General features: G+C 61.2%; 27 protein-coding genes. 16 read left to right on the top strand and 11 right to left on the bottom strand.

Annotation, left to right across the window (positions count from 1 at the left end; genetic code table 11):
- Window positions 1–131: 131 nt before the first annotated feature.
- The 3 genes from cysD to cysN all read left to right on the top strand — a co-directional run bounded on the left by cysD (window position 132) and on the right by cysN (window position 3,438).
- Complete coding sequence (cysD, locus tag LOY34_RS22530) at window positions 132–1,049, top strand: sulfate adenylyltransferase subunit CysD (RefSeq protein WP_038998836.1); 918 nt, start codon at window positions 132–134, stop codon at window positions 1,047–1,049.
- 125 nt (window positions 1,050–1,174) lie between these two features.
- A complete protein-coding gene (locus tag LOY34_RS22525; protein WP_408980894.1) occupies window positions 1,175–1,483 on the top strand; it encodes a four helix bundle protein in 309 nt (102 codons plus the stop codon).
- 53 nt (window positions 1,484–1,536) lie between these two features.
- Window positions 1,537–3,438: a sulfate adenylyltransferase subunit CysN gene (cysN, locus tag LOY34_RS22520; protein WP_093379781.1), complete on the top strand. Its 1,902-nt coding sequence runs from the start codon at window positions 1,537–1,539 to the stop codon at window positions 3,436–3,438.
- A 98-nt stretch (window positions 3,439–3,536) separates the two neighbouring features.
- On the opposite strand, the gene LOY34_RS22515 is transcribed toward cysN, so the two are convergent.
- The 3 genes from LOY34_RS22515 to LOY34_RS22505 all read right to left on the bottom strand — a co-directional run bounded on the left by LOY34_RS22515 (window position 3,537) and on the right by LOY34_RS22505 (window position 4,726).
- On the bottom strand, window positions 3,537–3,797 hold the full coding sequence (locus tag LOY34_RS22515; RefSeq protein WP_045197278.1) for a bacteriocin immunity protein: 261 nt from the start codon (window positions 3,795–3,797) through the stop codon (window positions 3,537–3,539).
- Entirely contained in the window at window positions 3,794–4,027 is a 234-nt protein-coding gene (locus LOY34_RS22510; protein ID WP_156160195.1) for an HNH endonuclease, read from the bottom strand. Before LOY34_RS22510 ends, LOY34_RS22515 begins: the two co-directional genes overlap by 4 nt.
- A gap of 219 nt (window positions 4,028–4,246) precedes the next feature.
- Window positions 4,247–4,726, bottom strand: coding sequence for an Lrp/AsnC family transcriptional regulator (locus tag LOY34_RS22505; RefSeq protein WP_045197280.1), 480 nt, complete (start codon window positions 4,724–4,726; stop codon window positions 4,247–4,249).
- Window positions 4,727–4,854: 128 nt separating this feature from the next.
- On the opposite strand from LOY34_RS22505, the gene LOY34_RS22500 reads away from it, so the two are divergent.
- Window positions 4,855–6,051, top strand: a complete 1,197-nt coding sequence (locus tag LOY34_RS22500; protein WP_195884971.1) for a methionine gamma-lyase — start codon at window positions 4,855–4,857, stop codon at window positions 6,049–6,051.
- Window positions 6,052–6,087: 36 nt separating this feature from the next.
- Window positions 6,088–8,784: an alpha-ketoglutarate dehydrogenase gene (gene mdeB, locus LOY34_RS22495; protein ID WP_195884970.1), complete on the top strand. Its 2,697-nt coding sequence runs from the start codon at window positions 6,088–6,090 to the stop codon at window positions 8,782–8,784.
- Window positions 8,785–8,868: 84 nt separating this feature from the next.
- Here mdeB and LOY34_RS22490 read toward each other — a convergent pair whose 3' ends face one another.
- Entirely contained in the window at window positions 8,869–9,303 is a 435-nt protein-coding gene (locus LOY34_RS22490; RefSeq protein ID WP_038998843.1) for a YhcB family protein, read from the bottom strand.
- A 138-nt stretch (window positions 9,304–9,441) separates the two neighbouring features.
- On the opposite strand from LOY34_RS22490, the gene LOY34_RS22485 reads away from it, so the two are divergent.
- The 3 genes from LOY34_RS22485 (at window position 9,442) to zapE (ending at window position 12,628) form a co-directional block, all read left to right on the top strand.
- Window positions 9,442–10,077 carry an alpha/beta hydrolase gene (locus LOY34_RS22485; protein ID WP_195884969.1) on the top strand — a complete coding sequence of 212 codons (636 nt, stop codon included), beginning with the start codon at window positions 9,442–9,444 and terminating at the stop codon, window positions 10,075–10,077.
- A 24-nt stretch (window positions 10,078–10,101) separates the two neighbouring features.
- Window positions 10,102–11,451 (top strand): tryptophan--tRNA ligase, encoded by a 1,350-nt coding sequence (locus tag LOY34_RS22480; protein ID WP_045197286.1) that lies wholly within the window; start codon window positions 10,102–10,104, stop codon window positions 11,449–11,451.
- Between the two features lie 82 nt (window positions 11,452–11,533).
- The gene (zapE, locus tag LOY34_RS22475; RefSeq protein ID WP_195884968.1) at window positions 11,534–12,628 is read left to right on the top strand and encodes a cell division protein ZapE; all 1,095 of its coding nucleotides are present in this window, start codon (window positions 11,534–11,536) and stop codon (window positions 12,626–12,628) included.
- A 119-nt stretch (window positions 12,629–12,747) separates the two neighbouring features.
- Here zapE and LOY34_RS22470 read toward each other — a convergent pair whose 3' ends face one another.
- Together LOY34_RS22470 and LOY34_RS22465 are read right to left on the bottom strand one after the other, a co-directional pair.
- Window positions 12,748–13,668: a GlxA family transcriptional regulator gene (locus tag LOY34_RS22470; RefSeq protein ID WP_177329159.1), complete on the bottom strand. Its 921-nt coding sequence runs from the start codon at window positions 13,666–13,668 to the stop codon at window positions 12,748–12,750.
- 190 nt (window positions 13,669–13,858) lie between these two features.
- Complete coding sequence (locus tag LOY34_RS22465; RefSeq protein WP_195884967.1) at window positions 13,859–14,899, bottom strand: NADP(H)-dependent aldo-keto reductase; 1,041 nt, start codon at window positions 14,897–14,899, stop codon at window positions 13,859–13,861.
- A gap of 252 nt (window positions 14,900–15,151) precedes the next feature.
- Between LOY34_RS22465 and rplM the strand changes: the two genes are divergently transcribed.
- The 7 genes from rplM (at window position 15,152) to LOY34_RS22430 (ending at window position 20,016) form a co-directional block, all read left to right on the top strand.
- Window positions 15,152–15,580: a 50S ribosomal protein L13 gene (gene rplM, locus LOY34_RS22460; RefSeq protein WP_010220758.1), complete on the top strand. Its 429-nt coding sequence runs from the start codon at window positions 15,152–15,154 to the stop codon at window positions 15,578–15,580.
- 14 nt (window positions 15,581–15,594) lie between these two features.
- On the top strand, window positions 15,595–15,987 hold the full coding sequence (gene rpsI / locus LOY34_RS22455; RefSeq protein ID WP_038998850.1) for a 30S ribosomal protein S9: 393 nt from the start codon (window positions 15,595–15,597) through the stop codon (window positions 15,985–15,987).
- Between the two features lie 263 nt (window positions 15,988–16,250).
- On the top strand, window positions 16,251–16,844 hold the full coding sequence (petA, locus tag LOY34_RS22450) for a ubiquinol-cytochrome c reductase iron-sulfur subunit (protein ID WP_010220763.1): 594 nt from the start codon (window positions 16,251–16,253) through the stop codon (window positions 16,842–16,844).
- Complete coding sequence (locus LOY34_RS22445) at window positions 16,844–18,055, top strand: cytochrome bc complex cytochrome b subunit (RefSeq protein ID WP_045197292.1); 1,212 nt, start codon at window positions 16,844–16,846, stop codon at window positions 18,053–18,055. The genes petA and LOY34_RS22445 overlap by 1 nt, the downstream gene beginning before the upstream one ends.
- The gene (locus LOY34_RS22440; RefSeq protein WP_010220765.1) at window positions 18,055–18,834 is read left to right on the top strand and encodes a cytochrome c1; all 780 of its coding nucleotides are present in this window, start codon (window positions 18,055–18,057) and stop codon (window positions 18,832–18,834) included. The genes LOY34_RS22445 and LOY34_RS22440 overlap by 1 nt, the downstream gene beginning before the upstream one ends.
- Window positions 18,835–18,952: 118 nt before the next feature.
- Window positions 18,953–19,570, top strand: coding sequence for a glutathione S-transferase N-terminal domain-containing protein (locus LOY34_RS22435; protein ID WP_010220766.1), 618 nt, complete (start codon window positions 18,953–18,955; stop codon window positions 19,568–19,570).
- Between the two features lie 17 nt (window positions 19,571–19,587).
- The gene (locus LOY34_RS22430) at window positions 19,588–20,016 is read left to right on the top strand and encodes a ClpXP protease specificity-enhancing factor (protein ID WP_045197293.1); all 429 of its coding nucleotides are present in this window, start codon (window positions 19,588–19,590) and stop codon (window positions 20,014–20,016) included.
- A gap of 50 nt (window positions 20,017–20,066) precedes the next feature.
- Here the strand turns inward: LOY34_RS22430 and LOY34_RS22425 are convergent, their stop codons facing one another.
- The 5 genes from LOY34_RS22425 to LOY34_RS22405 form a co-directional block, all read right to left on the bottom strand.
- The gene (locus LOY34_RS22425) at window positions 20,067–20,285 is read right to left on the bottom strand and encodes a YgdI/YgdR family lipoprotein (protein ID WP_045197295.1); all 219 of its coding nucleotides are present in this window, start codon (window positions 20,283–20,285) and stop codon (window positions 20,067–20,069) included.
- A 54-nt stretch (window positions 20,286–20,339) separates the two neighbouring features.
- A complete protein-coding gene (locus LOY34_RS22420) occupies window positions 20,340–20,918 on the bottom strand; it encodes a BON domain-containing protein (RefSeq protein WP_045197297.1) in 579 nt (192 codons plus the stop codon).
- On the bottom strand, window positions 20,915–21,508 hold the full coding sequence (locus LOY34_RS22415) for a phosphoheptose isomerase (RefSeq protein WP_026001179.1): 594 nt from the start codon (window positions 21,506–21,508) through the stop codon (window positions 20,915–20,917). Before LOY34_RS22415 ends, LOY34_RS22420 begins: the two co-directional genes overlap by 4 nt.
- A 134-nt stretch (window positions 21,509–21,642) precedes the next feature.
- Window positions 21,643–22,014, bottom strand: a complete 372-nt coding sequence (locus LOY34_RS22410) for a YraN family protein (RefSeq protein ID WP_045197304.1) — start codon at window positions 22,012–22,014, stop codon at window positions 21,643–21,645.
- The gene (locus LOY34_RS22405) at window positions 22,014–23,834 is read right to left on the bottom strand and encodes a penicillin-binding protein activator (RefSeq protein ID WP_258664037.1); all 1,821 of its coding nucleotides are present in this window, start codon (window positions 23,832–23,834) and stop codon (window positions 22,014–22,016) included. Before LOY34_RS22405 ends, LOY34_RS22410 begins: the two co-directional genes overlap by 1 nt.
- Window positions 23,835–24,020: 186 nt before the next feature.
- Here LOY34_RS22405 and rsmI point away from each other — a divergent pair, with 186 nt between their 5' ends.
- The gene (gene rsmI / locus LOY34_RS22400; RefSeq protein WP_195884965.1) at window positions 24,021–24,896 is read left to right on the top strand and encodes a 16S rRNA (cytidine(1402)-2'-O)-methyltransferase; all 876 of its coding nucleotides are present in this window, start codon (window positions 24,021–24,023) and stop codon (window positions 24,894–24,896) included.
- Window positions 24,897–24,932 lie beyond the last annotated feature (36 nt).

Here is a 24,932-nt window from a genome sequence, read left to right as displayed (position 1 = left end):
AAACGGCAGGGCATATTCTTATACTGTTTCGTTCTAGTTGGCTGCCTAAATAGAATCGGGCGCTGTGATAAAGTGGCCCGCTCGAACACGGCCCGCTGGCCGTCCATAAGATCGTATTTCCGTGAGTAGCCATGGTCGACAAACTGACGCATTTGAAACAGTTGGAGGCGGAAAGCATCCACATCATTCGTGAGGTGGCCGCCGAGTTCGATAACCCGGTGATGCTGTACTCGATTGGCAAGGACTCGGCCGTGATGCTGCACCTGGCGCGCAAGGCCTTCTTCCCGGGCAAGCTGCCGTTTCCGGTGATGCACGTCGACACCCAGTGGAAATTCCAGGAGATGTACAGCTTCCGCGACAAAATGGTCGAGGAAATGGGCCTGGAGCTGATCACCCACGTCAACCCGGACGGCGTCGCCCAGGGCATCAACCCGTTCACCCACGGCAGTGCCAAGCACACCGACATCATGAAGACCGAGGGCCTCAAGCAGGCGCTCGACAAGTACGGCTTCGATGCCGCCTTCGGTGGCGCACGCCGCGACGAAGAGAAGTCGCGGGCCAAGGAGCGGGTCTACTCGTTCCGTGACAGCAAGCACCGCTGGGACCCGAAGAACCAGCGTCCGGAGCTGTGGAACGTCTACAACGGCAAGGTCAACAAGGGCGAATCGATTCGCGTGTTCCCGCTGTCGAACTGGACCGAGCTGGACATCTGGCAGTACATCTACCTCGAAGGCATCCCGATCGTGCCGCTGTACTTCGCCGCCGAGCGTGAAGTGATCGAGAAGAACGGCACCCTGATCATGATCGACGACGCGCGCATCCTCGAGCACCTCTCGGAGGAAGAAAAGGCCCGTATCGTCAAGAAGAAGGTGCGTTTCCGTACCCTTGGCTGCTACCCGTTGACGGGCGCGGTGGAGTCGGAGGCCGAAAGCCTCACCGACATCATTCAGGAAATGCTCCTGACGCGCACTTCCGAGCGCCAGGGACGGGTCATCGACCACGATGGCGCCGGCTCCATGGAAGACAAGAAACGTCAAGGGTACTTCTAAGCTTCAAGTTACAAGCGGCAAGCTGCAAGTTAGAAGCAAGGTGCGTAGCTTCTGGGTTTTGTCGGCTGCCGCCCCATTGTGGGTGCGTGAGAGTGCTTAACAATGGACTTTGAGAAGCTTGCTGTTTGGCAGAGAAGCAAAGATTTGGCGGTAGCGATTTACACGCAGCAGAGGGTGTGCCGGGATCTTGGATTCAAGGATTAGATCACCCGGGCGGCACTTTCCGTTCCGTCGAAGGCATGGAGCGCAGAACGGCAAAAGAAAAGGTTCGCTGTCTGTGTATTGCCAAGGCGTCCTGCGGTGAGTTGCGAACGCAGATCATCATCGGGGGAGAGGTAGGCTATCTGCCAAAGCCTTTGTCGAATGAGTGGATTACAGAGACTCGTGAGCTTTCAAGAATGCTGAGCGGGTTGATCAACAAAATTTCTGACTAGTTGTATGCCGACAAGCTTGCCGCTTGAAGCTTACAGCTTGGAGCTTGAATGTAATGAGCCACCAATCTGATCTGATCAGCGAGGACATCCTCGCTTACCTGGCCCAGCACGAACGTAAAGAGCTGCTGCGCTTCCTTACCTGCGGTAACGTCGACGACGGCAAGAGCACGCTGATCGGGCGCCTGCTGCACGACTCGAAGATGATCTACGAAGACCATCTGGAAGCCATCACCCGCGACTCGAAGAAGGTCGGCACCACCGGTGACGACATCGACCTGGCGCTGCTGGTCGACGGCCTGCAGGCCGAGCGCGAGCAAGGCATCACCATCGATGTGGCCTACCGCTACTTCTCGACCGCCAAGCGTAAGTTCATCATCGCCGACACCCCGGGCCACGAGCAGTACACCCGCAACATGGCCACCGGTGCGTCGACTTGCGACCTGGCGATCATCCTGGTTGATGCCCGCTACGGTGTGCAGACCCAGACCCGCCGGCACAGCTACATTGCCTCGTTGCTGGGCATCAAGCACATCGTCGTCGCGGTCAACAAGATGGACCTCAAAGGCTTTGACGAGGGCGTGTTCGAGAGCATCAAGGCCGACTACCTGAAGTTCGCCGATGCCATCAACATGAGCCCGAGCAGCCTGCATTTCGTGCCGATGTCGGCGCTCAAGGGCGACAACGTGGTCAACCGCAGCGAGCGTTCGCCGTGGTACACGGGCCCGGCGTTGATGGAAATCCTCGAAACCGTCGAAGTCGCGGCCGACCGCAACTTCACCGACCTGCGCTTCCCGGTGCAGTACGTCAACCGGCCGAACCTGAACTTCCGCGGCTTCGCCGGTACCCTGGCCAGCGGCGTGGTGCACAAGGGCGATGAAATCGTCGTGCTGCCGTCGGGCAAGAGCAGCCGGGTCAAGTCCATCGTCACCTTCGAAGGCGAGCTGGAAAACGCCGGCCCCGGCCAGGCCGTGACCCTGACCATGGAAGACGAGATCGACATCTCCCGTGGCGACCTGCTGGTGCACGCCGACAACGTCCCGCCGGTGACCGACCAGTTCGACGCCATGCTGGTATGGATGGCTGAAGAGCCGATGCTGCCGGGCAAAAAATACGACATCAAGCGCGCCACCAGCTATGTGCCGGGCTCGATTGCCAGCATCGCCCACAAGGTCGATGTCAACACCCTGGAGCAGGGCGCCGCCAGTGCCTTGCAGCTCAACGAGATCGGCAAGGTCAAGGTCAGCCTCGATGCGCCGATCGCGCTGGACGGCTATGACAGCAACCGCACCACCGGTGCCTTTATTGTCATCGACCGCCTGACCAACGGCACCGTCGGCGCCGGCATGATCATCGCGCCACCGGTTGTGCCCCATGGCAGCGTTGGCCAGCACGGCAAACTGGCCCACGTGGACACCGCAGAACGTGCCCTGCGTTTCGGTCAGCAGCCAGCCACCGTGCTGTTCAGCGGCCTCTCGGGCGCGGGCAAGAGCACCCTGGCCTATGCCGTGGAGCGCAAGCTGTTCGACATGGGCCGTGCGGTGTATGTGCTCGATGGCCAGAACCTGCGCCACGACCTGAACAAAGGCTTGCCGCAGGACCGCGCCGGGCGCACCGAGAACTGGCGCCGTGCCGCGCACGTTGCGCGTCAGTTCAACGAAGCCGGCCTGCTGACCCTGGCCGCCTTCGTCGCCCCGGACGCCGAAGGCCGCGAACAGGCCAAGGCGCTGATCGGCAAGGAACGCCTGCTTACGGTCTACGTCCAGGCTTCGCCTCTGGCGTGCCGCGAGCGTGACCCGCAGGGCCTGTATGCCGCCGGCGGCGACAACATCCCGGGCGAGAGCTTCCCGTATGACGTACCGCTGGATGCGGACCTGGTGATCGACACCCAGAACGTCAGCCTGGAAGACGGCGTCAAGCAGGTGCTGGAGCTGCTGCGCAAGCGTGGCGCGATCTAAGCGCTGGCGCTGAACAAGAAGCCCCACTTCGGTGGGGCTTTTTGTTGGCCGAATTCACCGCATGGCAGGAGCGGGCTTGCCCCGCGAAGGGCCCTCATTCAGCCCACCTTCAGTCCAGGCCTGCCGTTGGCTACTCGCCACTCCAGGATCTGCTTCATAATTTTCTGCGGCGTTGGCTCCTGACCGCCAGCCGGGTAAAAAATCAGGTCCGAGCCCTCTGGATGTTGCGTCACTGCGATGAAGTGCTCAAGCAAGGTGTCCTGATAGAGCTCGGTGCCAGCGGCCTCGATAATGTTCTCGATCAGCAATTCGAACTCGGTTGCCGTGTAATCAGCAAAGCTGCTCTGGAGCAATATCATTGCTGATCACCATAGAGGCTGATGCATTGTTTGGGTGTCAGGATTCGCAGGTTGTCCAGGTCATATAGTGCACCGCCCTCGCTCGTTGGCACGATATGGCGCATTTCATAAGAACGGCGATTCTTGACCGTTTCTGAAAATGGCGCGCGGGGCGGATAGCCTTTCTGCATTCGGGCCAGGTTCGCTTTGGAGAATGGAGAGGTGAAAGGCGCATCGGTGCTTAAGGTCATTCAGAACAACCCCTGGTTGTTGACGGTGGGCGCCAGTGAAATGCTTCCTGGTGCGTCTTGCGCACAGGATGCAGATTTACAGGTGGGGATGTCTGTCGTGCGGGGTGGCAGTTGGAGTCAGGATTTTCTGAGCAGCGAGAAATTTGCTTCCTACAGGGCGATGCAGTGGGAAAATCGCGGGGCAAGCCCGCTCCCACATTGTAGGAGCGGGATTTGAATTCAGATGTGCTTTTCCGACACCGGAATCACCCGCTTCTCCTTCACTGCCTTGAACGAGAAGCTCGAGTAAATCTCTTTCACCCCGGGCAAGGTCTGCAGCACTTCGCGGGCAAACTCACCGAATGACTCAAGGTCGCGGGCAAGGATTTCCAGCAGGAAGTCATAACGCCCGGAGATGTTGTGGCAGGCGACGATTTCGGGGATTTCCATCAGCCGCTGCTCGAAGGCGCGGGCCATTTCCTTGCTGTGCGAGTCCATCATGATGCTGACGAAAGCGGTTACGCCAAAGCCCAGCGACTTGGGCGAGAGGATGGCCTGGTAGCCGATGATGTAGCCGGCTTCTTCCAGTAGCTTGATCCGTCGCCAGCACGGCGAGGTGGTCAGTGCGACCTGGTCGGCCAGCTCGGAAACCGTCAAGCGCGCGTTGTCTTGCAAGGCCGCGAGCAACGCTCGATCGGTGCGATCGATGGTTGTAGGCATGTTTTACCCTCCGTGGTCTGAAATCGTTGTTTTTATGTCAATAACCTTCCGCAAGGACGGCTACATTTGGAAAAAAATCAGCACCTCAGTGGCATAAGCTTATAACAAACCACTAGAGGCTGTTTGCCATGAGCGGCTCCAATAACAATTCAGGTTTTGCCACCCGCGCCATTCACCACGGTTACGATCCACTGGAACACAGTGGTGCCCTGGTGCCACCGATCTACCAGACCGCGACCTTTGCTTTTCCGACCGTGGAGTACGGCGCTGCCTGCTTCGCCGGGGAACAGGCCGGACATTTCTACAGCCGGATTTCCAACCCTACCCTGGCCTTGCTGGAACAACGCATGGCCTCGCTCGAATGCGGCGAAGCCGGCCTGGCGCTGGCCTCGGGAATGGGCGCGATTACCGCGACCCTGTGGACCCTGCTGCGCCCCGGCGACGAGGTGCTGGTGGGGCGTACCCTGTACGGTTGCACCTTTGCCTTTTTACACCATGGCATCGGCGAGTTCGGGGTCAAGGTCCGGCATGTCGACATGAGCGACCTGCAGGCTGTCGCTGCAGCGATCAACGGCAATACCCGGGTGATCTATTTCGAAACCCCGGCCAACCCCAATATGCAGATGACCGATATCGCTGCCGTGGCCGCGCTTGCGCACCAGCACGATATCAGCGTGGTGGTCGACAACACCTACTGCACGCCGTACCTGCAGCGGCCACTGGAGCTGGGCGCCGACCTGGTGGTGCATTCGGCGACCAAGTACCTCAGTGGCCATGGCGATATCACTGCCGGCCTGGTGGTGGGGCGCAAGGCGCTGGTGGACAGGATTCGCCTGGAAGGCTTGAAGGACATGACCGGTGCAGTGATGTCGCCCCATGACGCCGCCTTGCTGATGCGCGGGATGAAAACCCTGAACTTGCGCATGGAGCGCCACTGCAGCAACGCCCAGGCCATTGCCGAATACCTCGAGCAACAGCCGGAAGTTGAAATGCTCAATTACCCCGGCCTGCCCGGCTTTGCTCAATATGAGCTGGCCCAGCGGCAGATGCGTTTGCCGGGCGGCATGATCGCCTTTGAACTCAAGGGCGGCATCACTGCCGGCAGGCGTTTCATGAATGCCCTGCAGTTGTTCAGCCGTGCCGTCAGCCTTGGCGATGCCGAATCGCTGGCCCAACACCCGGCAAGCATGACCCACTCCAGCTACACCCCAGAGGAGCGTGCGCAGTACGGCATTTCCGAAGGGCTGGTACGCCTGTCGGTGGGCCTGGAGGACATCGACGACCTGCTGGCGGATATTCAACAGGCGCTCAAGGCCTGCGCCTAACCTTTCACGGACGAGGTCAATGCAATGGTGGCAATGATGAACCTTGTGCCTGGCGAAGGTGTGCCGCGGAGCCCGGGCGATCCACAGCAGGACAGCGACCCGGGGGAAACCGCCGAATGGCTGGACGCACTGGATTCGACCCTGCTGCACTGCGGCCCGGAGCGTGCGCGGTTTCTGCTGCAGCAACTGCAAACCCATGCCCGCGAGTTGGGCCTGGAGCGCGGGGCCCAGGCCTTTTCGGCCTATCGCAATAGCTTGTCGGTGGAGCAGCAGGGCGTCTATCCGGGTGATCTGGAGCTCGATGAGCGCATCACCAGCATCCTGCGCTGGAACGCCCTGGCCATGGTCATGCGGGCCAACCACGCTTATGGCGACCTCGGCGGGCACATCGCCAGTTATGCCTCGGCCGCAGAGATTTTCGAAGTCGGTTTCCAGCACTTTTTTCGCGGTGAGGCCGGTGGCGAGCAACGCAGCGCTGACCTGGTGTTCTTCCAGCCGCATTCGGCGCCGGGCATTTATGCCCGGGCCTTCCTTGAAGGACGTTTGAGCGAAGAGCAACTGGCCAGCTATCGCCAGGAAGTGGCTGGCAAGGGCCTGTGCTCCTACCCACATCCGTGGCTGATGCCGGACTTCTGGCAGTTTCCGACAGGCTCCATGGGCATCGGCCCACTCAACGCGATCTACCAGGCGCGGTTCATGCGCTACCTGCACAACCGCCAGTTGCTCGATACCAGTGCCCGGCACGTCTGGGGGGTGTTTGGCGATGGCGAGATGGACGAGCCGGAGTCGATTGCCGGCTTGACCCTGGCCGCCCGCGAGCAACTGGATAACCTGACCTTCGTGGTCAATTGCAACCTGCAGCGCCTGGACGGACCGGTGCGCGGTAATGGTCAGATCATCCAGGAACTTGAAGCGCTGTTCAGTGGCGCCGGCTGGAACGTGATCAAGGTGCTCTGGGGCTCGGAGTGGGACGCGTTGTTCGCCCGTGACACCGAGCACGTGCTGTTGCGCCAGTTGGCGGCGACCCCGGACGGGCAGTTCCAGAACCTTGGGGCCAAAGATGGCGCCTACAACCTCGAGCACTTTTTCAACCAGCAACCGGCCTTGCAAAAGCTGGTGGAGCACATGAGCTCGGCCGAGATCAATGCGTTGAAACGCGGTGGCCACGATTTTCGCAAACTGTACGCCGCCTTCGCCGCCGCCAAGGCCTGCAAGGGCCGGCCAACGGTGATTCTGGCCAAGACCAAGAAGGGCTACGGCATGAGCGCCGCCGGTGAGTCGCGAATGACCGCGCACCAGGCCAAGAAGCTCGACGTGCAGGCCTTGCTGGCCTTTCGTGATCGTTTTCATTTGCCGCTGTCGGACGCGCAGGTCGAACATTTGCAGTTCTATCGACCGGACCAAGACAGCGCAGAAATGCGCTACCTGCGCGAGCGGCGGGAAGCTCTGGGTGGGCCGCTGCCTGCTCGGCGCAGCGACGTACGCCCGGTGCCGGTGCCAGCGCTGGAAGCCATGGGCGGCTTCGCCCTGCAGGCCGACGGCAAGGAAATGTCCACCACCATGGCCGCCGTGCGCATGCTCAGCGCCTGGCTCAAGGCGCCGCAGCTGGGGCCGCGGGTGGTGCCGATAGTCGCCGACGAGGCGCGCACCTTCGGCATGGCCAGCCTGTTCCGGCAGATCGGCATCTACTCGCCCCAGGGGCAATGCTACGAGCCGGAAGACGCAGGGTCGTTGCTGTCCTACAAGGAAGCGCGCGATGGCCAGTTGCTGGAGGAAGGTATTACCGAAGCCGGGGCGATTTCTTCCTGGGTGGCGGCGGCAACGTCCTACGCGGTGCATGGCGAACCGATGCTGCCGGTGTACATCTATTACTCGATGTTCGGCTTTCAACGCGTCGGTGACCTGATCTGGGCCGCCGCCGACCAGCGCGCCCGTGGCCTGCTGCTGGGCGCCACTGCCGGGCGCACCACGTTGGGCGGAGAGGGGCTGCAGCACCAGGACGGTTCAAGCCTGGTGATGGCCTCGATGGTGCCCAACTGCCGGGCCTGGGAGCCGTGCTTTGCTGGCGAGCTGGCGGTGATCCTCGAGTACGCGGCGCGGCGCATGCTCACTGAACAGTGCGATGAATTTCATTATGTCGCGGTGATGAACGAAAACTATCCACAGCCGTCCCTGCCGGCGCAGGTGCATGAAGAGGTTTTGCGCGGCATGTACCGTTATGTCGAACAGCAGCTGCCGGCTGCCCAGGGGCGGGTGCGCCTGCTGGGCTCCGGGGCGATTCTGCGCGAGGTGATTGCTGCCAGTGAACTGCTGGCCAGCGACTGGCAGGTTGCCAGTGAAGTGTTCAGTGTCACCAGCTTCAGCGAGCTGGCGCGTGAGGCGCGGGATGTAGATCGCGCCGGCCGGTTGGGGCAGGGCAGTGCTGATCTGAGCCATGTGCAGCGCTGCCTGGACGGTGACGCGCCAGTGATTGCGGCAACCGATTACGTGCGGGCCTGGCCACAATTGATTGCTGAATATGTACAGGCACCTTATGTGACGCTTGGCACTGATGGCTTTGGCCGAAGCGATACCCGCCAGCAGTTGCGGCGTTTCTTCGAGGTCGATCGCTTCAGCATTGTTCTGGCAAGCCTGCACAGCCTGGTGCGCCAGGGTGGAGTTGAGCGGCGGGTGCTGGATGAGGCGCGGGAGAAGTATGGCCACCGGGAGGGGGAGGCGCCTTGGTATTGGTGAGGCTCATCACGGGGCAAGCCCGCTCCTGCAGGCTGCAACAGCAGCCATAATAAAAAACCCCGCCAGTTGGCGGGGTTTGCATTTTTAACGCTTGAGCCCGTAATGCTCATCGAGCATGCCCGGTGCGTTGGGCGCTTTCGGTGCGTAGTCGCGCGGCACCTCGGTGTCCTTCGGCGGGGTCAGGCGATCACGCGCAGGCTGCACGGCTTCGGAGTGCAGGGCGGCCAGCAGGCGCTGGCGGGTGAGTTCGTCCAGGGCCAGGCGGTTGGCGCCCTCGGCCAGGTGATCCTGGACGTCCTGGTAACTTTGGGTCAGCTTTTTGACCAGCGCAGCCGTACTGTTGAAGTGAGTAACCACCTCATTCTGGTAGCTGTCGAAACGTTCCTGGATATCATCCAGCTGACGCTGGGTGCTGCTCGGTGCGGCATTGGGCAGCAGGCGGGCGACCAGGAAACCAACGACGACACCCACGACGAGGGCCAGGGTCGGCAACAACCAAACTAAGAGCGAGAGTTCCACGAGTCCTTCCTCTATAAACGGCTTTGCTTTACGTTAACGGCTCGGACCTGCGCTGTATACCGCGAACGATCGCAAATATCTCAGACAGAATCATTCAGCTAGACGAGTCGACCCTTTCCGAGGTCACGGAGTTTATCCTTGCTTATCCGCGAAACCCCCGTATTCATCGATGGCCCGGTCGGCCAACTGGAAGCCTTGTACCTTGATGTTGCCGACGCCCGTGGCGTGGTGTTGCTGTGTCACCCTAACCCGGTGCAGGGCGGGACCATGACCAACAAGGTGGTGTCGATGCTGCAGCGCACCGCCCGCGATGCCGGTTACATCACCTTGCGATTCAACTACCGCGGCGTCGGTGCCAGCGCTGGCAACCATGACATGGGCAGCGGCGAAGTGGACGATGCTCAGGCGGCAGCGACCTGGCTGCGGGAGCAACATCCAAAGCTGCCCCTGACCCTGATGGGTTTTTCATTCGGCGGCTTTGTTGCGGCCAGCCTCGGCGGGCGTCTGGAAGCAAACGGTATCGAATTGAAGCACCTGTTCATGGTTGCGCCAGCGGTGATGCGCCTGCAGGATCACGACACCTTGCCACAAGGCTGCGCGCTGAGCGTGATCCAGCCGCAAACCGACGAAGTGATCGATCCGCAGATCGTCTACGCTTGGTCCGGCGCACTGCCACGCCCCCATGAGCTGCTGAAAGTGGCAGAATGCGGACACTTTTTCCATGGCAAGCTCACCGACCTCAAGGAACTGGTGCTGCCACGCCTTTCGAACTGATACAAGCCTGATAAGCGATTACCCATGACTACGCGCATCCTTACCGGTATCACCACCACGGGCACGCCTCACCTGGGCAACTACGCCGGTGCCATCCGCCCGGCGATCCTCGCCAGCCGTGAGCCGGGTGTCGACTCGTTCTATTTTCTGGCCGACTACCACGCCCTGATCAAATGCGACGACCCGCAGCGCATCCAGCGCTCGCGCCTGGAAATCGCCGCGACCTGGCTGGCCGGTGGCCTGGACCCGGAGCGAGTGACTTTCTATCGTCAGTCCGACATCCCCGAGATTCCCGAGCTGACCTGGCTGCTGACCTGCGTTGCGGCCAAGGGCCTGCTCAACCGCGCGCACGCCTACAAGGCGTCGGTGGACAAGAACGTCGAGAACGGCGAAGACCCGGATGCCGGCATCAGCATGGGCCTGTACAGCTACCCGGTACTGATGGCCGCCGACATCCTGATGTTCAACGCCAACAAGGTGCCAGTCGGCCGTGACCAGATCCAGCACGTGGAAATGGCCCGCGACATCGGCCAGCGCTTCAACCACCTGTTCGGCCAGGGCAAGGAATTCTTCGCCATGCCCGAAGCGCTGATCGAGGAGAGTGTCGCCACCCTGCCGGGCCTGGACGGGCGCAAGATGTCCAAGAGCTACGACAACACCATCCCGTTGTTCACCAGCGCCAAGGACATGAAGGATGCCATCTCGCGCATCGTCACCGACTCCCGCGCCCCGGGCGAAGCCAAGGATCCGGACAACGCGCACCTGTTCACCCTGTTCCAGGCCTTCGCCACTGCCTCCCAGGCCGATGAGTTTCGCAGCGAACTGCTCCAGGGCCTGGGCTGGGGCGAAGCCAAGCAGCGCCTGTTCCAGTTGCTCGATGGCCAGCTGAGCGAGCCGCGCGAGCGTTATCACCAGTTGATCAGCCGCCCGGCCGACCTTGAGGACATTCTCCTGGCCGGCGCGCAAAAAGCCCGCAAGGTGGCCACGCCGTTCCTTGAGGAGCTGCGCGAAGCGGTCGGCCTGCGCTCGTTCCGTAACGTCGAGCAGGCCACTGCCCAGGTCAAGAAGAAGGCGGCCAAGACCGCGCGCTTTGTCAGCTTCCGCGAAGACGACGGCAGCTTCCGCTTCCGCCTGCTGGCGGCCGATGGCGAGCAACTGCTGTTGTCGCGCAACTTCGCCGACGGCAAGACCGCAGGTGCTGTGAGCAAGCAATTGCAACAGGGCGGCGAGCTTGACGTGCGCCACGAAGGCCTGGGCTTCAGCCTGTGGCTGGAAGGTGAGTGCGTTGGCGACGGCCCGCAGTTTGCCGACGGCGCCGCCCGCGACAGCGCCATCGAAACCCTGCGCGCGGCCCTGGTGCCCCAGCAGGACTGAACGGCTTATCGGAAGTCTGATTGCCATTATCCCGGGCCGTCGCTACAGTGACGGCCCGTTTTTGTTACCTTGCTAACGAATTATGACGCCCCTAGAACGATATCAAGCAGATCTGAAACGTCCCGAATTCTTCCATGACGCGGCGCAGGAAACTGCAGTGCGTCATCTGCAGCGCCTGTACGACGATCTGATCGCGGCGCAGAACAACAAGCCGGGTGTGTTCGGCAAGTTGTTCGGCAAGAAGGACCAGGCACCGGTCAAGGGCTTGTACTTCTGGGGTGGGGTAGGCCGCGGCAAGACCTACCTGGTCGATACCTTCTTTGAAGCGCTGCCGTTCAAGCAGAAGGTGCGCACGCACTTCCACCGCTTCATGAAGCGCGTCCACGAGGAAATGAAAACCCTCAAGGGCGAGAAGAACCCGCTGACCATCATCGCCAAGCGCTTCTCCGACGAGGCCCGGGTGATCTGCTTCGACGAGTTCTTCGTCTCCGACATTACCGATGCGATGATCCTCGGCACCCTGATGGAGGAGCTGTTCAAGAACGGCGTGACCCTGGTGGCCACCTCCAACATCGTCCCTGACGGCCTGTACAAGGACGGCCTGCAGCGCGCACGCTTCCTGCCGGCGATTGCCCTGATCAAGCAGAACACCGAGATCGTCAACGTCGACAGCGGCGTCGACTATCGCCTGCGGCACCTGGAACAAGCCGAGCTGTTCCACTTCCCGCTCGACGAAGCGGCCCACGAAAGCCTGCGCAAAAGCTTCAAGGCACTGACCCCGGAATGCACCCAGGCGGTCGAGAACGATGTGCTGGTGATCGAGAACCGCGAAATCCGCGCCCTGCGTACCTGTGACGACGTGGCCTGGTTCGAATTCCGCGAACTGTGCGACGGCCCGCGCAGCCAGAACGACTACATCGAACTGGGCAAGATCTTCCATGCCGTGCTGCTCAGCGGCGTCGAGCAGATGAGCGTCGCCACCGACGACATCGCCCGACGCTTCATCAACATGGTCGACGAGTTCTATGACCGCAACGTCAAGCTGATCATCTCGGCCGAGGTTGAACTCAAGGATTTGTACACCGGTGGTCGCCTGACCTTCGAGTTCCAGCGCACCCTGAGCCGCCTGCTGGAAATGCAGTCCCACGAATTCCTGTCGCGGGCGCATAGGCCTTAAAAGCAGCGGCAAGTTTCAAGCTTCAAGCTGCAAGCAGGATCAAGAGCCAACCGCGCGCTGCTCTTGATCTCGCTCTTACTTGCCGCTTGTAGCTTATAGCTTGCCGCTGAGGAGGCCTTTCAGGCCTCCTGCATAAACTGCTGCCGATACTGATTCGGCGACAACTCTGTGTGCTGCCTGAACAACCGGGCAAAGAAACTCGCATCGTCATAACCAACTTCATAGCTGATGGTCTTGATGCTTTTGCGTGTGCCCGACAGCAAGCCCTTGGCCGTTTCGATCCGCAGCCGTTGCAGGTAGTGCAGCGGCTTGTCGCCGGTGGCGCTCTGGAAGCGGCGCATGAAGTTGCGGATGCTCATGCCGTGGTTGCGGGCCACGTCCTCGAAGCGGAACTTGTCGGCGAAATGCTCTTCGAGCCAGTGCTGGATCTGCAGGATGATCAGGTCCTGGTGCAGTTTCTGCCCGCCAAAGCCCATGCGCCCCGGGGTGTAGTTGCGCTGCACTTCGTAGAGGATGTCGCGGGCCACCGCTTGCGCGACGTTGGCCCCGCAGAAACGCTCGATCAGGTAGATGTACAGGTCGCAGGCCGAGGTGGTGCCGCCGGCGCAATAGAGGTTGTCGGCGTCGGTCAGGTGCTTGTCCTGGTTGAGGCTGACCTTGGGGAAGCGCTCTTCGAACTGGCTGAAGAAGCGCCAGTAGGTGGTCGCCTCCTTGCCGTCGAGCAACCCGGCTTCGGCCAGCCAGAACACGCCGCTGGCCTCGCCGCAGAGCACGGCGCCGCGGGCGTGTTGCTCGCGTAGCCAGGGCAATACTTGCGGGTAGCGCTGGCAGAGGGCATCGAAATCGTCCCAGAACGCCGGCAGGATGATGATGTCGGCCTGCTCCAGGCCACTGTCGACCGGCAGCATCACTTCGCTGAAGCTGCGCACAGGCTGGCCGTCAGGGCTCACCAGGCGGGTTTCGAACATCGGTTGCAGGCCCAGGCCCAACTGCTTGCTGTAGCGCAGGCTGGCGAGATGGAAGAAATCCTTGGCCTGCATCAGGGTCGATGCGAAGACATTGTCGATGGCCAGGATACTGACGCGCCGCAAGGACGCCGTGGGTTGGGTAAACATCATTTTCTTTATTCTTATAGGGTAGAGTGGTCAATCACCGGCTGGATCGTCTTATTTTTTGGCGATTGTGTCTACCCTCGGTTCCCACCTTGTTGATGGGAACCGGGATTGCGTCTCAGGGCGCGGGGTTGGGCTGGTCCTGATGGATGGCCTCGATGGCCGCCAGCAGCTCGTCGCTGAGCTTGAGGTCGGCGCTTGCCAGGTTGCTGTCCAGTTGCTCGAGGGTGGTGGCACCGATGATGTTGCTGGTCACGAACGGCTGGCGGGTGACGAAGGCCAGGGCCATTTGCGCCGGGTCCAGGCCATGGTCGCGGGCCAGCTTCACGTAGCGGCTGCAGGCAGCCACGGTTTGCGGGTTGGAGTAGCGCGAGAAGCGGCTGAACAGGGTCAGGCGGCCCGCGGCCGGGCGTGCGCCGTTTTCGTACTTGCCCGAGAGCATGCCGAAAGCCAGGGGCGAGTAGGCCAGCAGGCCGCACTGTTCGCGGATGGCGATTTCCGCCAGGCCCACTTCGAAGCTGCGGTTGAGCAGGTTGTAGGGGTTCTGGATCGACACCGCGCGGCTCCAGCCGCGGCTTTCGGCCAGCTGCAGGAACTTCATGGTGCCCCACGGGGTTTCGTTGGACAGGCCGATGTGGCGGATCTTGCCGGCCTTGACCTGCTCGTCGAGCACTTCGAGGGTTTCTTCCAGCGGGGTGAACAGGTCTTGCGGCGCATGCTGGTAACCCAGCTTGCCGAAGAAGTTGGTGCTGCGCTCTGGCCAGTGCAACTGGTAGAGGTCGATCCAGTCGGTCTGCAGGCGCTTGAGGCTGTCGTCCAGGGCGGCGACGATGTGCTGGCGGTTGTGCTTGAGCAGGCCGTCGCGGATATGGTTGATGCCGTTGCCGGGGCCGGCCACCTTGCTGGCCAGGATCCACTGGGCGCGATCGCCGCGCTGCTTGAACCAGTTACCGATCATGCGCTCGGTGGCGGCGTAGGTTTCCGGGCGGGGAGGGACGGGGTACATCTCGGCGGTATCGATGAAATTGATCCCGGCGGCCTTGGCCCGTTCGATCTGGGCGAAGGCCTGGGTCTGGTCGTTCTGCTCGCCCCAGGTCATGCTGCCAAGGCACAGGGCGCTGACGTTGAGGTCGGTTCGGCCCAGCTGGCGATAGTCCATTCGACTGCTTCCTGTCTAAAAGAAGCATAAAAGCAGGTTGAATTTTTTTTCGCAATCTGGATAATTCAGCCCCTCTCCGTGCAGCGGGAGTGATGCCCCGCTCCATAGAAGAACCCTGCCGAATATTGGACGCGCTGACCCGAGCCCCCGATAGCGTCCGTGTGCGGCTGTGTCCTTGACTTGTCAAGGTGCGCACTATCCAGTAAGATCTGCCGTCTTATTTTCGCTGGGCGGCCCCTGAGGCTATAAAGAATGAAAACTTTTACTGCTAAACCGGAAACAGTAAAGCGCGACTGGTTCGTCGTTGACGCTGCTGGCAAGACCCTGGGTCGTCTGGCCACTGAGATCGCGAGCCGTCTGCGTGGCAAGCACAAGCCAGAGTACACTCCTCACGTTGACACCGGCGACTACATCGTCGTCATCAACGCCGAGCAGGTTCGTGTCACTGGTGCCAAGACTTCGGACAAAATGTACTACTCCCACTCCGGCTTCCCGGGCGGTATCAAGGAAATCAACTTCGAGAAGTTGATCGCCAAGGCCCCAGAGCGCGTGATCGAGACCGCGGTTAAAGGCATGCTGCCTAAGAACCCACTGGGTCGCGACATGTACCGTAAGCTGAAAGTCTATGCGGGCGCTACTCACCCTCATACTGCTCAGCAGCCCCAAGAACTGAAGATTTAACGGAATAGTTCATTATGTCGGCGACTCAAAATTACGGCACTGGCCGTCGCAAGACCGCAACCGCTCGCGTTTTCCTGCGTCCAGGTACCGGTAACATCTCCATCAACAACCGTTCTCTGGACGTGTTCTTCGGTCGTGAAACCGCGCGCATGGTAGTACGCCAGCCGCTGGAACTGACCGAGACCACCGAAAAGTTCGACATCTACGTCACCGTTATCGGTGGTGGTGTCAGCGGCCAGGCCGGTGCAATCCGTCACGGTATCACCCGTGCACTGATGGACTACGACGAAACCCTGCGTGGCGCTCTGCGCAAAGCTGGCTACGTCACCCGCGACGCCCGTGAAGTCGAGCGTAAGAAAGTGGGTCTGCGTAAAGCACGTAAGCGTCCTCAGTACTCCAAGCGTTAATTTCGCTTCGGCGTTCAAAAAAAGCCCGGTTCCTGGTGGAACCGGGCTTTTTTTATGTCTTGAATAACTATGCTGTTGTTTACTGTGACAACTTGCCGCATAGACGCAAGTCAAGAGTTACAAGGGATAGCGGGGTGGCACAAGGCTAATCACCTTGTCAGAGAAGGGTCTTTTCATTACCATGCGGCAAATTTTTAGCAGTTCAGAAATTACTTAGTAGATGCCTGTTGCAACAGGCCATAAAGCTGATGGGAGAGGACTGAATGAGCAATGACGGCGTCAATGCAGGCCGGCGTCGCTTCCTCGTAGCAGCCACGTCCGTGGTGGGTGCTGCAGGAGCGGTGGGGGCTGCGGTCCCGTTCGTAGGGTCATGGTTCCCCAGTGCCAAGGCGAAAGCCGCGGGTGCACCGGTGAAGGTCAATATCGCCAAGGTAGAGCCTGGTCAGCAGATGATTGCTGAGTGGCGCGGCCAACCGGTGTTCATCGTCCGTCGTACCGAGGAGATCCTCGGTAACCTCAAGAAGATCACCGGCGACCTCTCCGACCCAGAGTCCAAGGCTTCGGTTCAACCCACTTACGTCGATCCGTCGAACCGCTCGATCAAGCCGGAAATCCTCGTGCTGGTCGGCCTGTGCACCCACCTGGGCTGCTCGCCGACCTTCCGTCCGGAAGTGGCACCTGTCGACCTGGGTCCGAAGTGGGTCGGCGGCTACTTCTGCCCGTGCCACGGCTCCCACTACGACCTGGCTGGCCGCGTCTACAAATCCCAGCCGGCGCCGCTCAATCTGCCAGTGCCGCCGCACTCTTATGAGTCGGACGACATCATTGTCGTCGGCGTCGATCAGGAGAACGCGTGATGAGTAAGTTCATGGATTGGGTTGACGCCCGCTTCCCCGCGACCAAGATGTGGGAAGACCATCTCAGCAAGTATTACGCACCGAAGAACTTCAACTTCTTCTATTTCTTCGGCTCCCTGGCCCTGCTGGTCCTGGTTAACCAGATCGTCACCGGCGTGTGGCTGACCATGAGCTTCACCCCTTCGGCCGAAGAGGCGTTCGCCTCGGTCGAATACATCATGCGTGACGTCGAATACGGCTGGATCCTGCGCTACCTGCACTCCACCGGCGCCTCGGCGTTCTTCATCGTCGTCTACCTGCACATGTTCCGCGGCCTGCTGTACGGCTCGTACCAGAAGCCTCGCGAACTGGTCTGGGTGTTCGGCATGCTGATCTACCTGGCGCTGATGGCCGAAGCGTTCATGGGCTACCTGCTGCCATGGGGCCAGATGTCCTACTGGGGTGCCCAGGTGATCATCTCGCTGTTCGGCGCCATTCCGGTGATCGGCGACGACCTGACCCAGTGGATCCGCGGTGACTACCTGATCTCCGGCATCACCCTGAACCGCTTCTTCGCCCTGCACGTGGTGGCCCTGCCGATCGTCATTCTCGGCCTGGTGGTGCTGCATATCCTGGCGCTGCACGAAGTCGGTTCGAACAACCCTGACGGTGTCGACATCAAGAAGCACAAGGACGAGAACGGCGTGCCGCTGGACGGTATCGCGTTCCACCCTTACTACACCGTGAAGGATATCGTCGGCGTCGTCGTGTTCCTCTTCGTGTTCTGCGCTATCGTGTTTTTCTTCCCGGAAATGGGCGGTTACTTCCTGGAAAAACCGAACTTCGAACAGGCCAACGCCTTCAAGACCCCTGAGCACATTGCCCCGGTCTGGTACTTCACACCGTTCTACGCGATCTTGCGCGCCGTTCCGGACAAGCTGCTCGGTGTAATTGCCATGGGCGCCGCGATCGCCGTGCTGTTCGTCCTGCCGTGGCTGGATCGCAGCCCGGTCAAGTCCATGCGCTACAAGGGCTGGATGAGCAAGGTCTGGCTGCTGGTGTTCTGCATCTCGTTCGTGATCCTCGGTGTGCTCGGCGTTCTGGCGCCCACCCCGGGCCGTACGCTGCTGTCGCAGGTATGCACCTTCCTGTATTTCGCCTACTTCCTTCTGATGCCGTTCTACACCCGGCTCGAGAAGACCAAACCGGTTCCGGAAAGGGTGACTGGCTGATGAAAAAGCTATTTGCAGTATTGATTCTGGCAGTGATGCCCGCGTTCACCTTCGCCGCCGAACACGGCCTGGAGCTGGACAAGGTCGATATCGACCTGACCGACAAGGCCGCCATGCAGGACGGCGCACGCACCTTCGCCAACTATTGCATGGGTTGCCATAGCGCCAAGTTCCAGCGTTACGAGCGCGTTGCTGACGACCTGGGCATTCCTCACGAGCTGATGCTCGAGAAGCTGGTGTTCACCGGCGCCAAGATTGGCGACCACATGAAGATCGGCATGAAGCCTGAAGATGCCAAGACCTGGTTCGGTGCCGCGCCGCCTGACCTGACCCTGGTTGCCCGGGTCCGTGGTACCGACTGGCTGTACAGCTACCTGCGTAGTTTCTATGAGGACAAGTCGCGTCCGTACGGGGTGAACAACAAGGTTTTCCCCAACGTCGGCATGCCTAACGTGCTGGTTGGCCTGCAGGGCAACCAGGTGATTGGCTGCAAGCAAGTGCAGACCGTGGTCGATGGCAAGAAGCAATACGACCCGCTGACCGGCTCGCCTTTGACTCATGAAGCATGCGACCAGCTGACCGTGGAGCCGAAATCCGGTACCCTGACGCCAGAGCAGTTCGACGAGAAGGTCAAGAACCTGGTGACCTTCCTGGCCTACTCGGCTAACCCGGTCAAACTGGAAAGCCAGCGCATCGGTACCTATGTGCTGCTGTATCTGGCCTTCTTCTTCGTATTCGCTTACCTGCTCAAGCGCGAATACTGGAAGGACGTGCACTGATCACGCAGTAGTTTCTGGTAGTTGAACGCGCCCTGGGGCGCCTCTGGAATCACAGGGGCGCTCGCAGGGCGCGTTTGCATTTGCAGCATTTATAAATTCATACGCGAGGAGGACCACTATGGGCGTGACCAACCGGTTAGCCTGCTACTCCGACCCCGCTGACCATTATTCTCATCGGGTGCGCATCGTTCTCGCCGAGAAGGGTGTCAGTGTCGAGATCATCAACGTCGATCCTGGTCGCCTTCCGCCCAAGCTGGTTGAAGTGAACCCCTATGGCAGCGTGCCAACCCTGGTCGATCGCGACCTGGCGTTGTACGAGTCGACCGTGGTGATGGAATACCTCGATGAACGTTACCCGCACCCGCCATTGTTGCCGGTGTATCCGGTGGCGCGGGCCAACAGTCGCCTGCTGATCCACCGTATCCAGCGCGACTGGTGTGCGCTGGTCGACCTGATACTCGACCCGCGCAGCAAGGAGCCGGCACGGGTACAGGCGCGCAAGGAGCTGCGCGAGAGCCTGACCGGAGTGTCGCCGTTGTTTGCCGACAAGCCTTGTTTCTTGAGTGAGGAGCAAAGTCTGGTCGATTGTTGTCTATTGCCCATACTCTGGCGTTTGCCGGTGTTGGGTATCGAACTGCCGCGGCCGGCCAAGCCGTTGCTCGACTACATGGAGCGACAGTTTGCCCGCGAAGCCTTCCAGGCAAGCCTGTCCGCTGCTGAACGTGAAATGCGCTAGGTTTTAAGGAGCTGTCGATGAACTCCAGTCGCCCCTATTTGGTACGTGCACTCTATGAGTGGATCGTGGACAACGACTGCACACCGCATATGCTGGTCAACGCCGAATACCCGGCCGTCCAGGTACCCCAGAGCTTCGCCAGTGACGGCCAGATCGTCCTCAACATCTCACCCAGTGCCGTACGTCACCTGCACATGGATAACGAGGCTGTGAGCTTCGAGGGCCGCTTTGGCGGCGTTGCTCACACCCTGTTCGTGCCTGCCGGTGCCATCCTCGGTATTTATGCCCGGGAAAACGGCCAGGGTATGGTCTTCGAACTCGAGCCGCCGCTGCTCGATGATGAAGATGAAGAAGACGACAGCGTCGAGCCGGATGACGACGGTCCGCCTGCCGGCGGCCAGCCGCCGCGGCCAAGCGGGCGTCCGAGCTTGAAGGTGGTCAAGTAACAAAAAAGGCGATCCGCATGGATCGCCTTTTTTGTGTCTGCCGGCCTGGATTACAGGTCGGTGATGGTGCGGACCTGGTCCTTGTTGACCTTGATCACCTTGCCATCGAGCTGCTTGAACTCGTAGAAGCCGGCGGCGCGGTCGTAGTGCGGCGCGTCGACTGCCTGGAATTCGCGGCCGTCGTTGAGGGTGATCTGGGTTGGGGTGGAGCAGCCGGCCAGGGTGGCGAAGGCGCCAATCAGCAAGGTTGGCAGCAGGCCGTTTTTCATGGGGACTTCCTAAGGATGGTTGGATCGCGGGGCGCTTGCCCCGCGATGGGTTTATCAGTCGATGTATTCGAACAGCTTGACGATCTTCTGCACGCCCGACACGCCCTGCACCAGGTTGGTGGCGCGCGAGGCTTCCTGCTGGGTCAGCAGGCCGAGCATGTAGACGATGCCGTTTTCGGTGATGACCTTGATGCGCGAACCGGGAATGTTGCTGTCGGTGAGCATCTGGGTCTTGATCTTGGTGGTCAGCCAGGCGTCGTTGTTGCGCGCCAGGATCGAGGAGGGCGGCAGCACCTGCAGCTCGTTATGCACCTTTTTCACCCGCTGGACCTGGCCGGCAGCCTGTTCGGCCAGGCCCTTGAGGTCGGCGCGCGGGGTTTGCCCGGCGAGCAGGACGATGCCGTTGAAGCTGCTGACGACAATGTGCGAGTTCTTGTCCAGGTCAGGGCTGGCCTTGGCGACGTTCACCGCGACTTTGGTTTCGATCAGCGAGTCATCGATCTTGCTGCCGAAGGTGCGGGTACCGCGGTCGTCCTCGATCGGCTTGTCGCGGGTGGCGGTGAGCACCGAGCTGCAACCGGTGAGGCTCAGGCACAGGGTCAGGGCCATCAGGCCGAGGCGGTTAGGGGTCATTCTTCACTCCCGAACAGTTGGCTGTCGATCAGGTCGCAGAGGCAGTGGATCGCCAGCAGGTGGACTTCCTGGATACGTGCGGTGACGTTGGCCGGTACGCGAATCTCGACGTCTTCAGGCAGCAGCAGCGAGGCCATGCCGCCGCCATCGCGCCCGGTCAGAGCTACGACAATCATTTCGCGATCATGTGCGGCCTGGATCGCCTGAATAATGTTCGCCGAGTTACCGCTGGTCGAAATCGCCAGCAGCACATCGCCGGGCTGGCCCAGGGCGCGGATCTGCTTGGAGAATATTTCGTTGTAGCTGTAGTCGTTGGCGATCGAGGTGATGGTCGAGCTGTCGGTGGTCAGGGCGATGGCCGGCAGGCTCGGGCGCTCACGCTCGAAACGGTTGAGCAGTTCGGAAGAAAAGTGCTGGGCATCGCCGGCCGAGCCGCCGTTGCCGCAGGCAAGCATCTTGCCCTCGTTGAGCAGCGCATTGACCATGACCTGACTGGCTTGCTCGATGTGTGGTGCAAGGACTTCCATCGCCTGTTGCTTGGTGTTGATGCTGGCCTGAAAAAGCTGGCGAATTCGGGATTGCATGTCCATCAGTGTGACCTTAAGTAGGGCGGCTGGCCGGGCGCGTCGGGAGTATACAAAAAAGGTCCCGGCACATGACTGTGCAGCCCGTGAAGCAAAGAGCAAAAAAGTTGTAGGGGTAATGGCGCAGGGCAGTGGCGGGTTCAGCACTCGAAGGCATTTTTCAGCCAGTCCAGCGGTGGGCCCGAATGGCCTCTGCCTTGCAAGGCGATGACATCGAAACGGCAGGGGTGGTTGGCCCAGCGTGTTTCCTTTTGCAGAAAAGACTCGGCGGCTAGCACCAGTTTGTCCTGCTTGCGCCCGTCGATACTGGCGAGCGCACCGCCAAAATCCGCGTGCAGCCGGTAGCGGACTTCGACGAATACTACTGTATCGCTGTCGAGCATGACCAGATCAAGCTCGCCGCGTTTGCATCGCCAGTTCTGCGCCAGCAGCCGCAGGCCTTGCCCTTGAAGGTATTCAAGGGCTTGCCGTTCGGCGGCCTGGCCGGCCTGTTGGCGCGAACTGTCGGGCATCAGCGTGGGGTGTCGGGCAGGCGTTTGATTTGGCCGCCGGTGAACTCGGCCCACGGCAGTTGCCGCTCGATGCGCTGGTTCTCGTTCATGCTCAGGCTGCCGGACAGGCCGTCAATGCGGTTTTCCGGCAGCGCGCGCAGCTGGCCCAGGCGTGGTGCCAGGCTGAAGGCGTCGATGCCCATGGCGTACAGGCGGCCGAGGCTGCCGGCCGCTTGTGGCCACTGACGTTCTACCTGCTGGCGCAGCGGGTTGCCGCTGTCGAGCAGCCATGGAGTATCGCAAAAGCGCACGCCGGTGAGGTCGCGGTACTGGTTGACGTCGCCGCTGGCGCTGTAAACGTGCGAGGTGGCATACACCGGTACGTCGCCAGCGTACTGGAAGTTCAGGGTCGGCTTGATCTGCTGGCCTTGCTGCGGGGTGGCGGCAAGGAAGATGAAGTCGATGTCCTGGCGGCGCGACGGCTGGGCCGATACGGCGCCGCCGACGGTGCTTTGCAGGCTCTTGGCGCGGCCTTCGCTCTGGCGCAGCTGGAACAGCTCGGCGATCTGCTGGGCCAGGGCTACCGGCTGGTCGATGTGCTGGGCGGCCAGCAGGCTGCCACCGTTGGCTTCCCAGTCCTGGCGGAAGGCCTTGAGCACGCGGTCGCCCCATTCGCCTTTCGGCACCAGGGCGACGGCGCGCACCATGCCGTCGGCGCGGGCGCGGCGCGACACTTCACGGGCTTCGTCTTCGGCGGCGAGGCCGAACTGATACAGCTGCTCCGGGCCTTTCTGGCCGGCGTCGCTGTAGTTCAGGGCGAGGGTGGTGATCGGCAATTGCGGGTAGGCGGCGAGCTTTTTCACCAGCGGTTTTTCCAGCGGGCCAACCACCAGTTGCACGCCAGAGGCCTGGGCCTGGCGGTAGAAGTCGTCCAGCGAGGTCAGTCGCGAGCTGTCGAAGACTTCGATGGTCGGCGGCTTCTCGCCGGCTTGCTGGGCCTGGAAGTGCGCGGCCATGAAACCGTCACGCAGGGCGCGGGCAACGCCGGCCAGTTGGCCTTCCTGTGGCAGCAGCAGGGCGATTTTGGTCAGCGGCTGGCTGGTCAGCTCCATCAGCTTGATCAGCGACGGTGGCAGCTGGGCGGCGGCCGGGTGATCGCCGTGCTGGGCGCGCCAGGCGTCGATGGCGGCTTGTTGCTGCTCGACGGTGCCGGCGCCTTTTACCGCCAGGGCCAGGCTGGCCCAGCCGGCCATGGTGTCGGTGCCGCTGCTGAGGTTATTGAGCTGATCGCGCGGGGTGGCGGCTACCAGGTTCCAGATCGCGTCGTTGTTGGCGTTGGCAGCATCGCCCTTGAGCAGCGGCGTCAATTGCGCGCGCTCCTGGGCGGCGGCCAGTGGCTGGCCGTTGGCTTCCAGCACTGCGGCATGCACGCTGCGGGTACGGATCTGTTGATCTTCCGGCAGCTCGTTGAGGCGCGCCAGGCTTGGGTGGCTCAAGGCGGTCAGGGCCATTTTCGGCTGGTTGCGGCTCATGGCCAGTTCTGCCGCCAGGGTGCTGGCGAAGATCTGCTGGGCCGGTTTGAGCTGCTCCAGCGGCACCTGCTCGAGGATGCGCGCGGCGCGGGCATTGTCCTTTTGCTTGTAGGCCAGGTCGGCGGCGCTCAGGCGCAACAGTGCAGCTTGCTCCGGCGTCTTGCTGGTGGTGGCCTGTTCAAGCAGTTGCTCGATGCTGGCATCCGGTGTGCGCGGCAGTTCGCCGAGGCTCGACGAGGGCGAGCTGGCGCAGGCTGCCAGCAGGGCGGCGAGGCAAAGGGCTGTGAACAGCCGCAGGCAAGCGATCATGTAAGGGTCCTGTTACTCGATCAAATTAACTGGCAATTGTACCCAAGCGCTGGCCGGGGCGCGATCTTGCTGGCGTTAATCCTTCAATATAGGTGCTGGAACGCCGCTTTGCGGCAATCCTGATTGCCCAATGTTGCCGACTCTCGGGCTACAATGGCGCTTTGATCATGACGACAGGTGTGTGCAGTGACTGATGTTCCAGGGGCTTCCCAATCCACTTCGGGCACGCTTTATGTGGTGGCCACACCGATCGGCAACCTGGATGACATGAGTGCCCGGGCACTGAAAATACTCGCTGATGTGGCGCTGATCGCCGCCGAAGACACACGCCACTCCATTCGTCTGATGCAACACTTTGGTATCAACACGCCGCTGGCTGCCTGCCACGAGCACAACGAGCGTGATGAGGGCAGTCGTTTTATCACCCGTTTGCTGGCGGGCGACAATGTCGCGCTGATTTCCGACGCCGGTACGCCGCTGATTTCCGATCCTGGCTATCACCTGGTACGCCAGGCCCGCGCCGCCGGCATCGCCGTGGTGCCGGTGCCCGGTGCCTGCGCGCTGATCGCGGCGCTGTCGGCCGCTGGCCTGCCGTCGGACCGGTTCATCTTCGAAGGCTTCCTGCCAGCCAAGGCTGTAGGACGTCGCGCGCGCCTGAGTCAGGTAAAGGAAGAGCCGCGCACGTTGATCTTCTACGAAGCACCACACCGGATTCTCGAGTGCCTGCAGGACATGGAAGAGGTATTCGGTGGCGAGCGCCCGGCGTTGCTGGCCCGCGAGCTGACCAAAACCTTCGAGACCCTCAAGGGTTTGCCGCTGGCCGAGCTGCGCGCCTTCGTCGAGGCTGACAGCAATCAGCAGCGTGGCGAGTGTGTGGTGCTGGTGGCGGGCTATACCGCGCCGGAAGATGAGCAGGCGGTCAGCAGCGAGGCAATGCGTATTCTCGACCTGCTGCTGGCGGAAATGCCGCTCAAGCGCGCCGCTGCGCTGGCGGCGGAAATCACCGGGGTGCGCAAGAACCTGCTGTACCAGGTGGCGCTGGAAAAACAGAAAGCCCACTGATGTTATAGTGCTATTATCGGTTTTATCGCTTGTTCT

The sequence above is a fragment of the Pseudomonas sp. B21-009 genome, from assembly GCF_024749345.1.
In the GTDB taxonomy this organism is placed as follows: Bacteria; Pseudomonadota; Gammaproteobacteria; order Pseudomonadales; family Pseudomonadaceae; genus Aquipseudomonas.
This window is presented reverse-complemented; position numbering and strand designations above follow the sequence as displayed.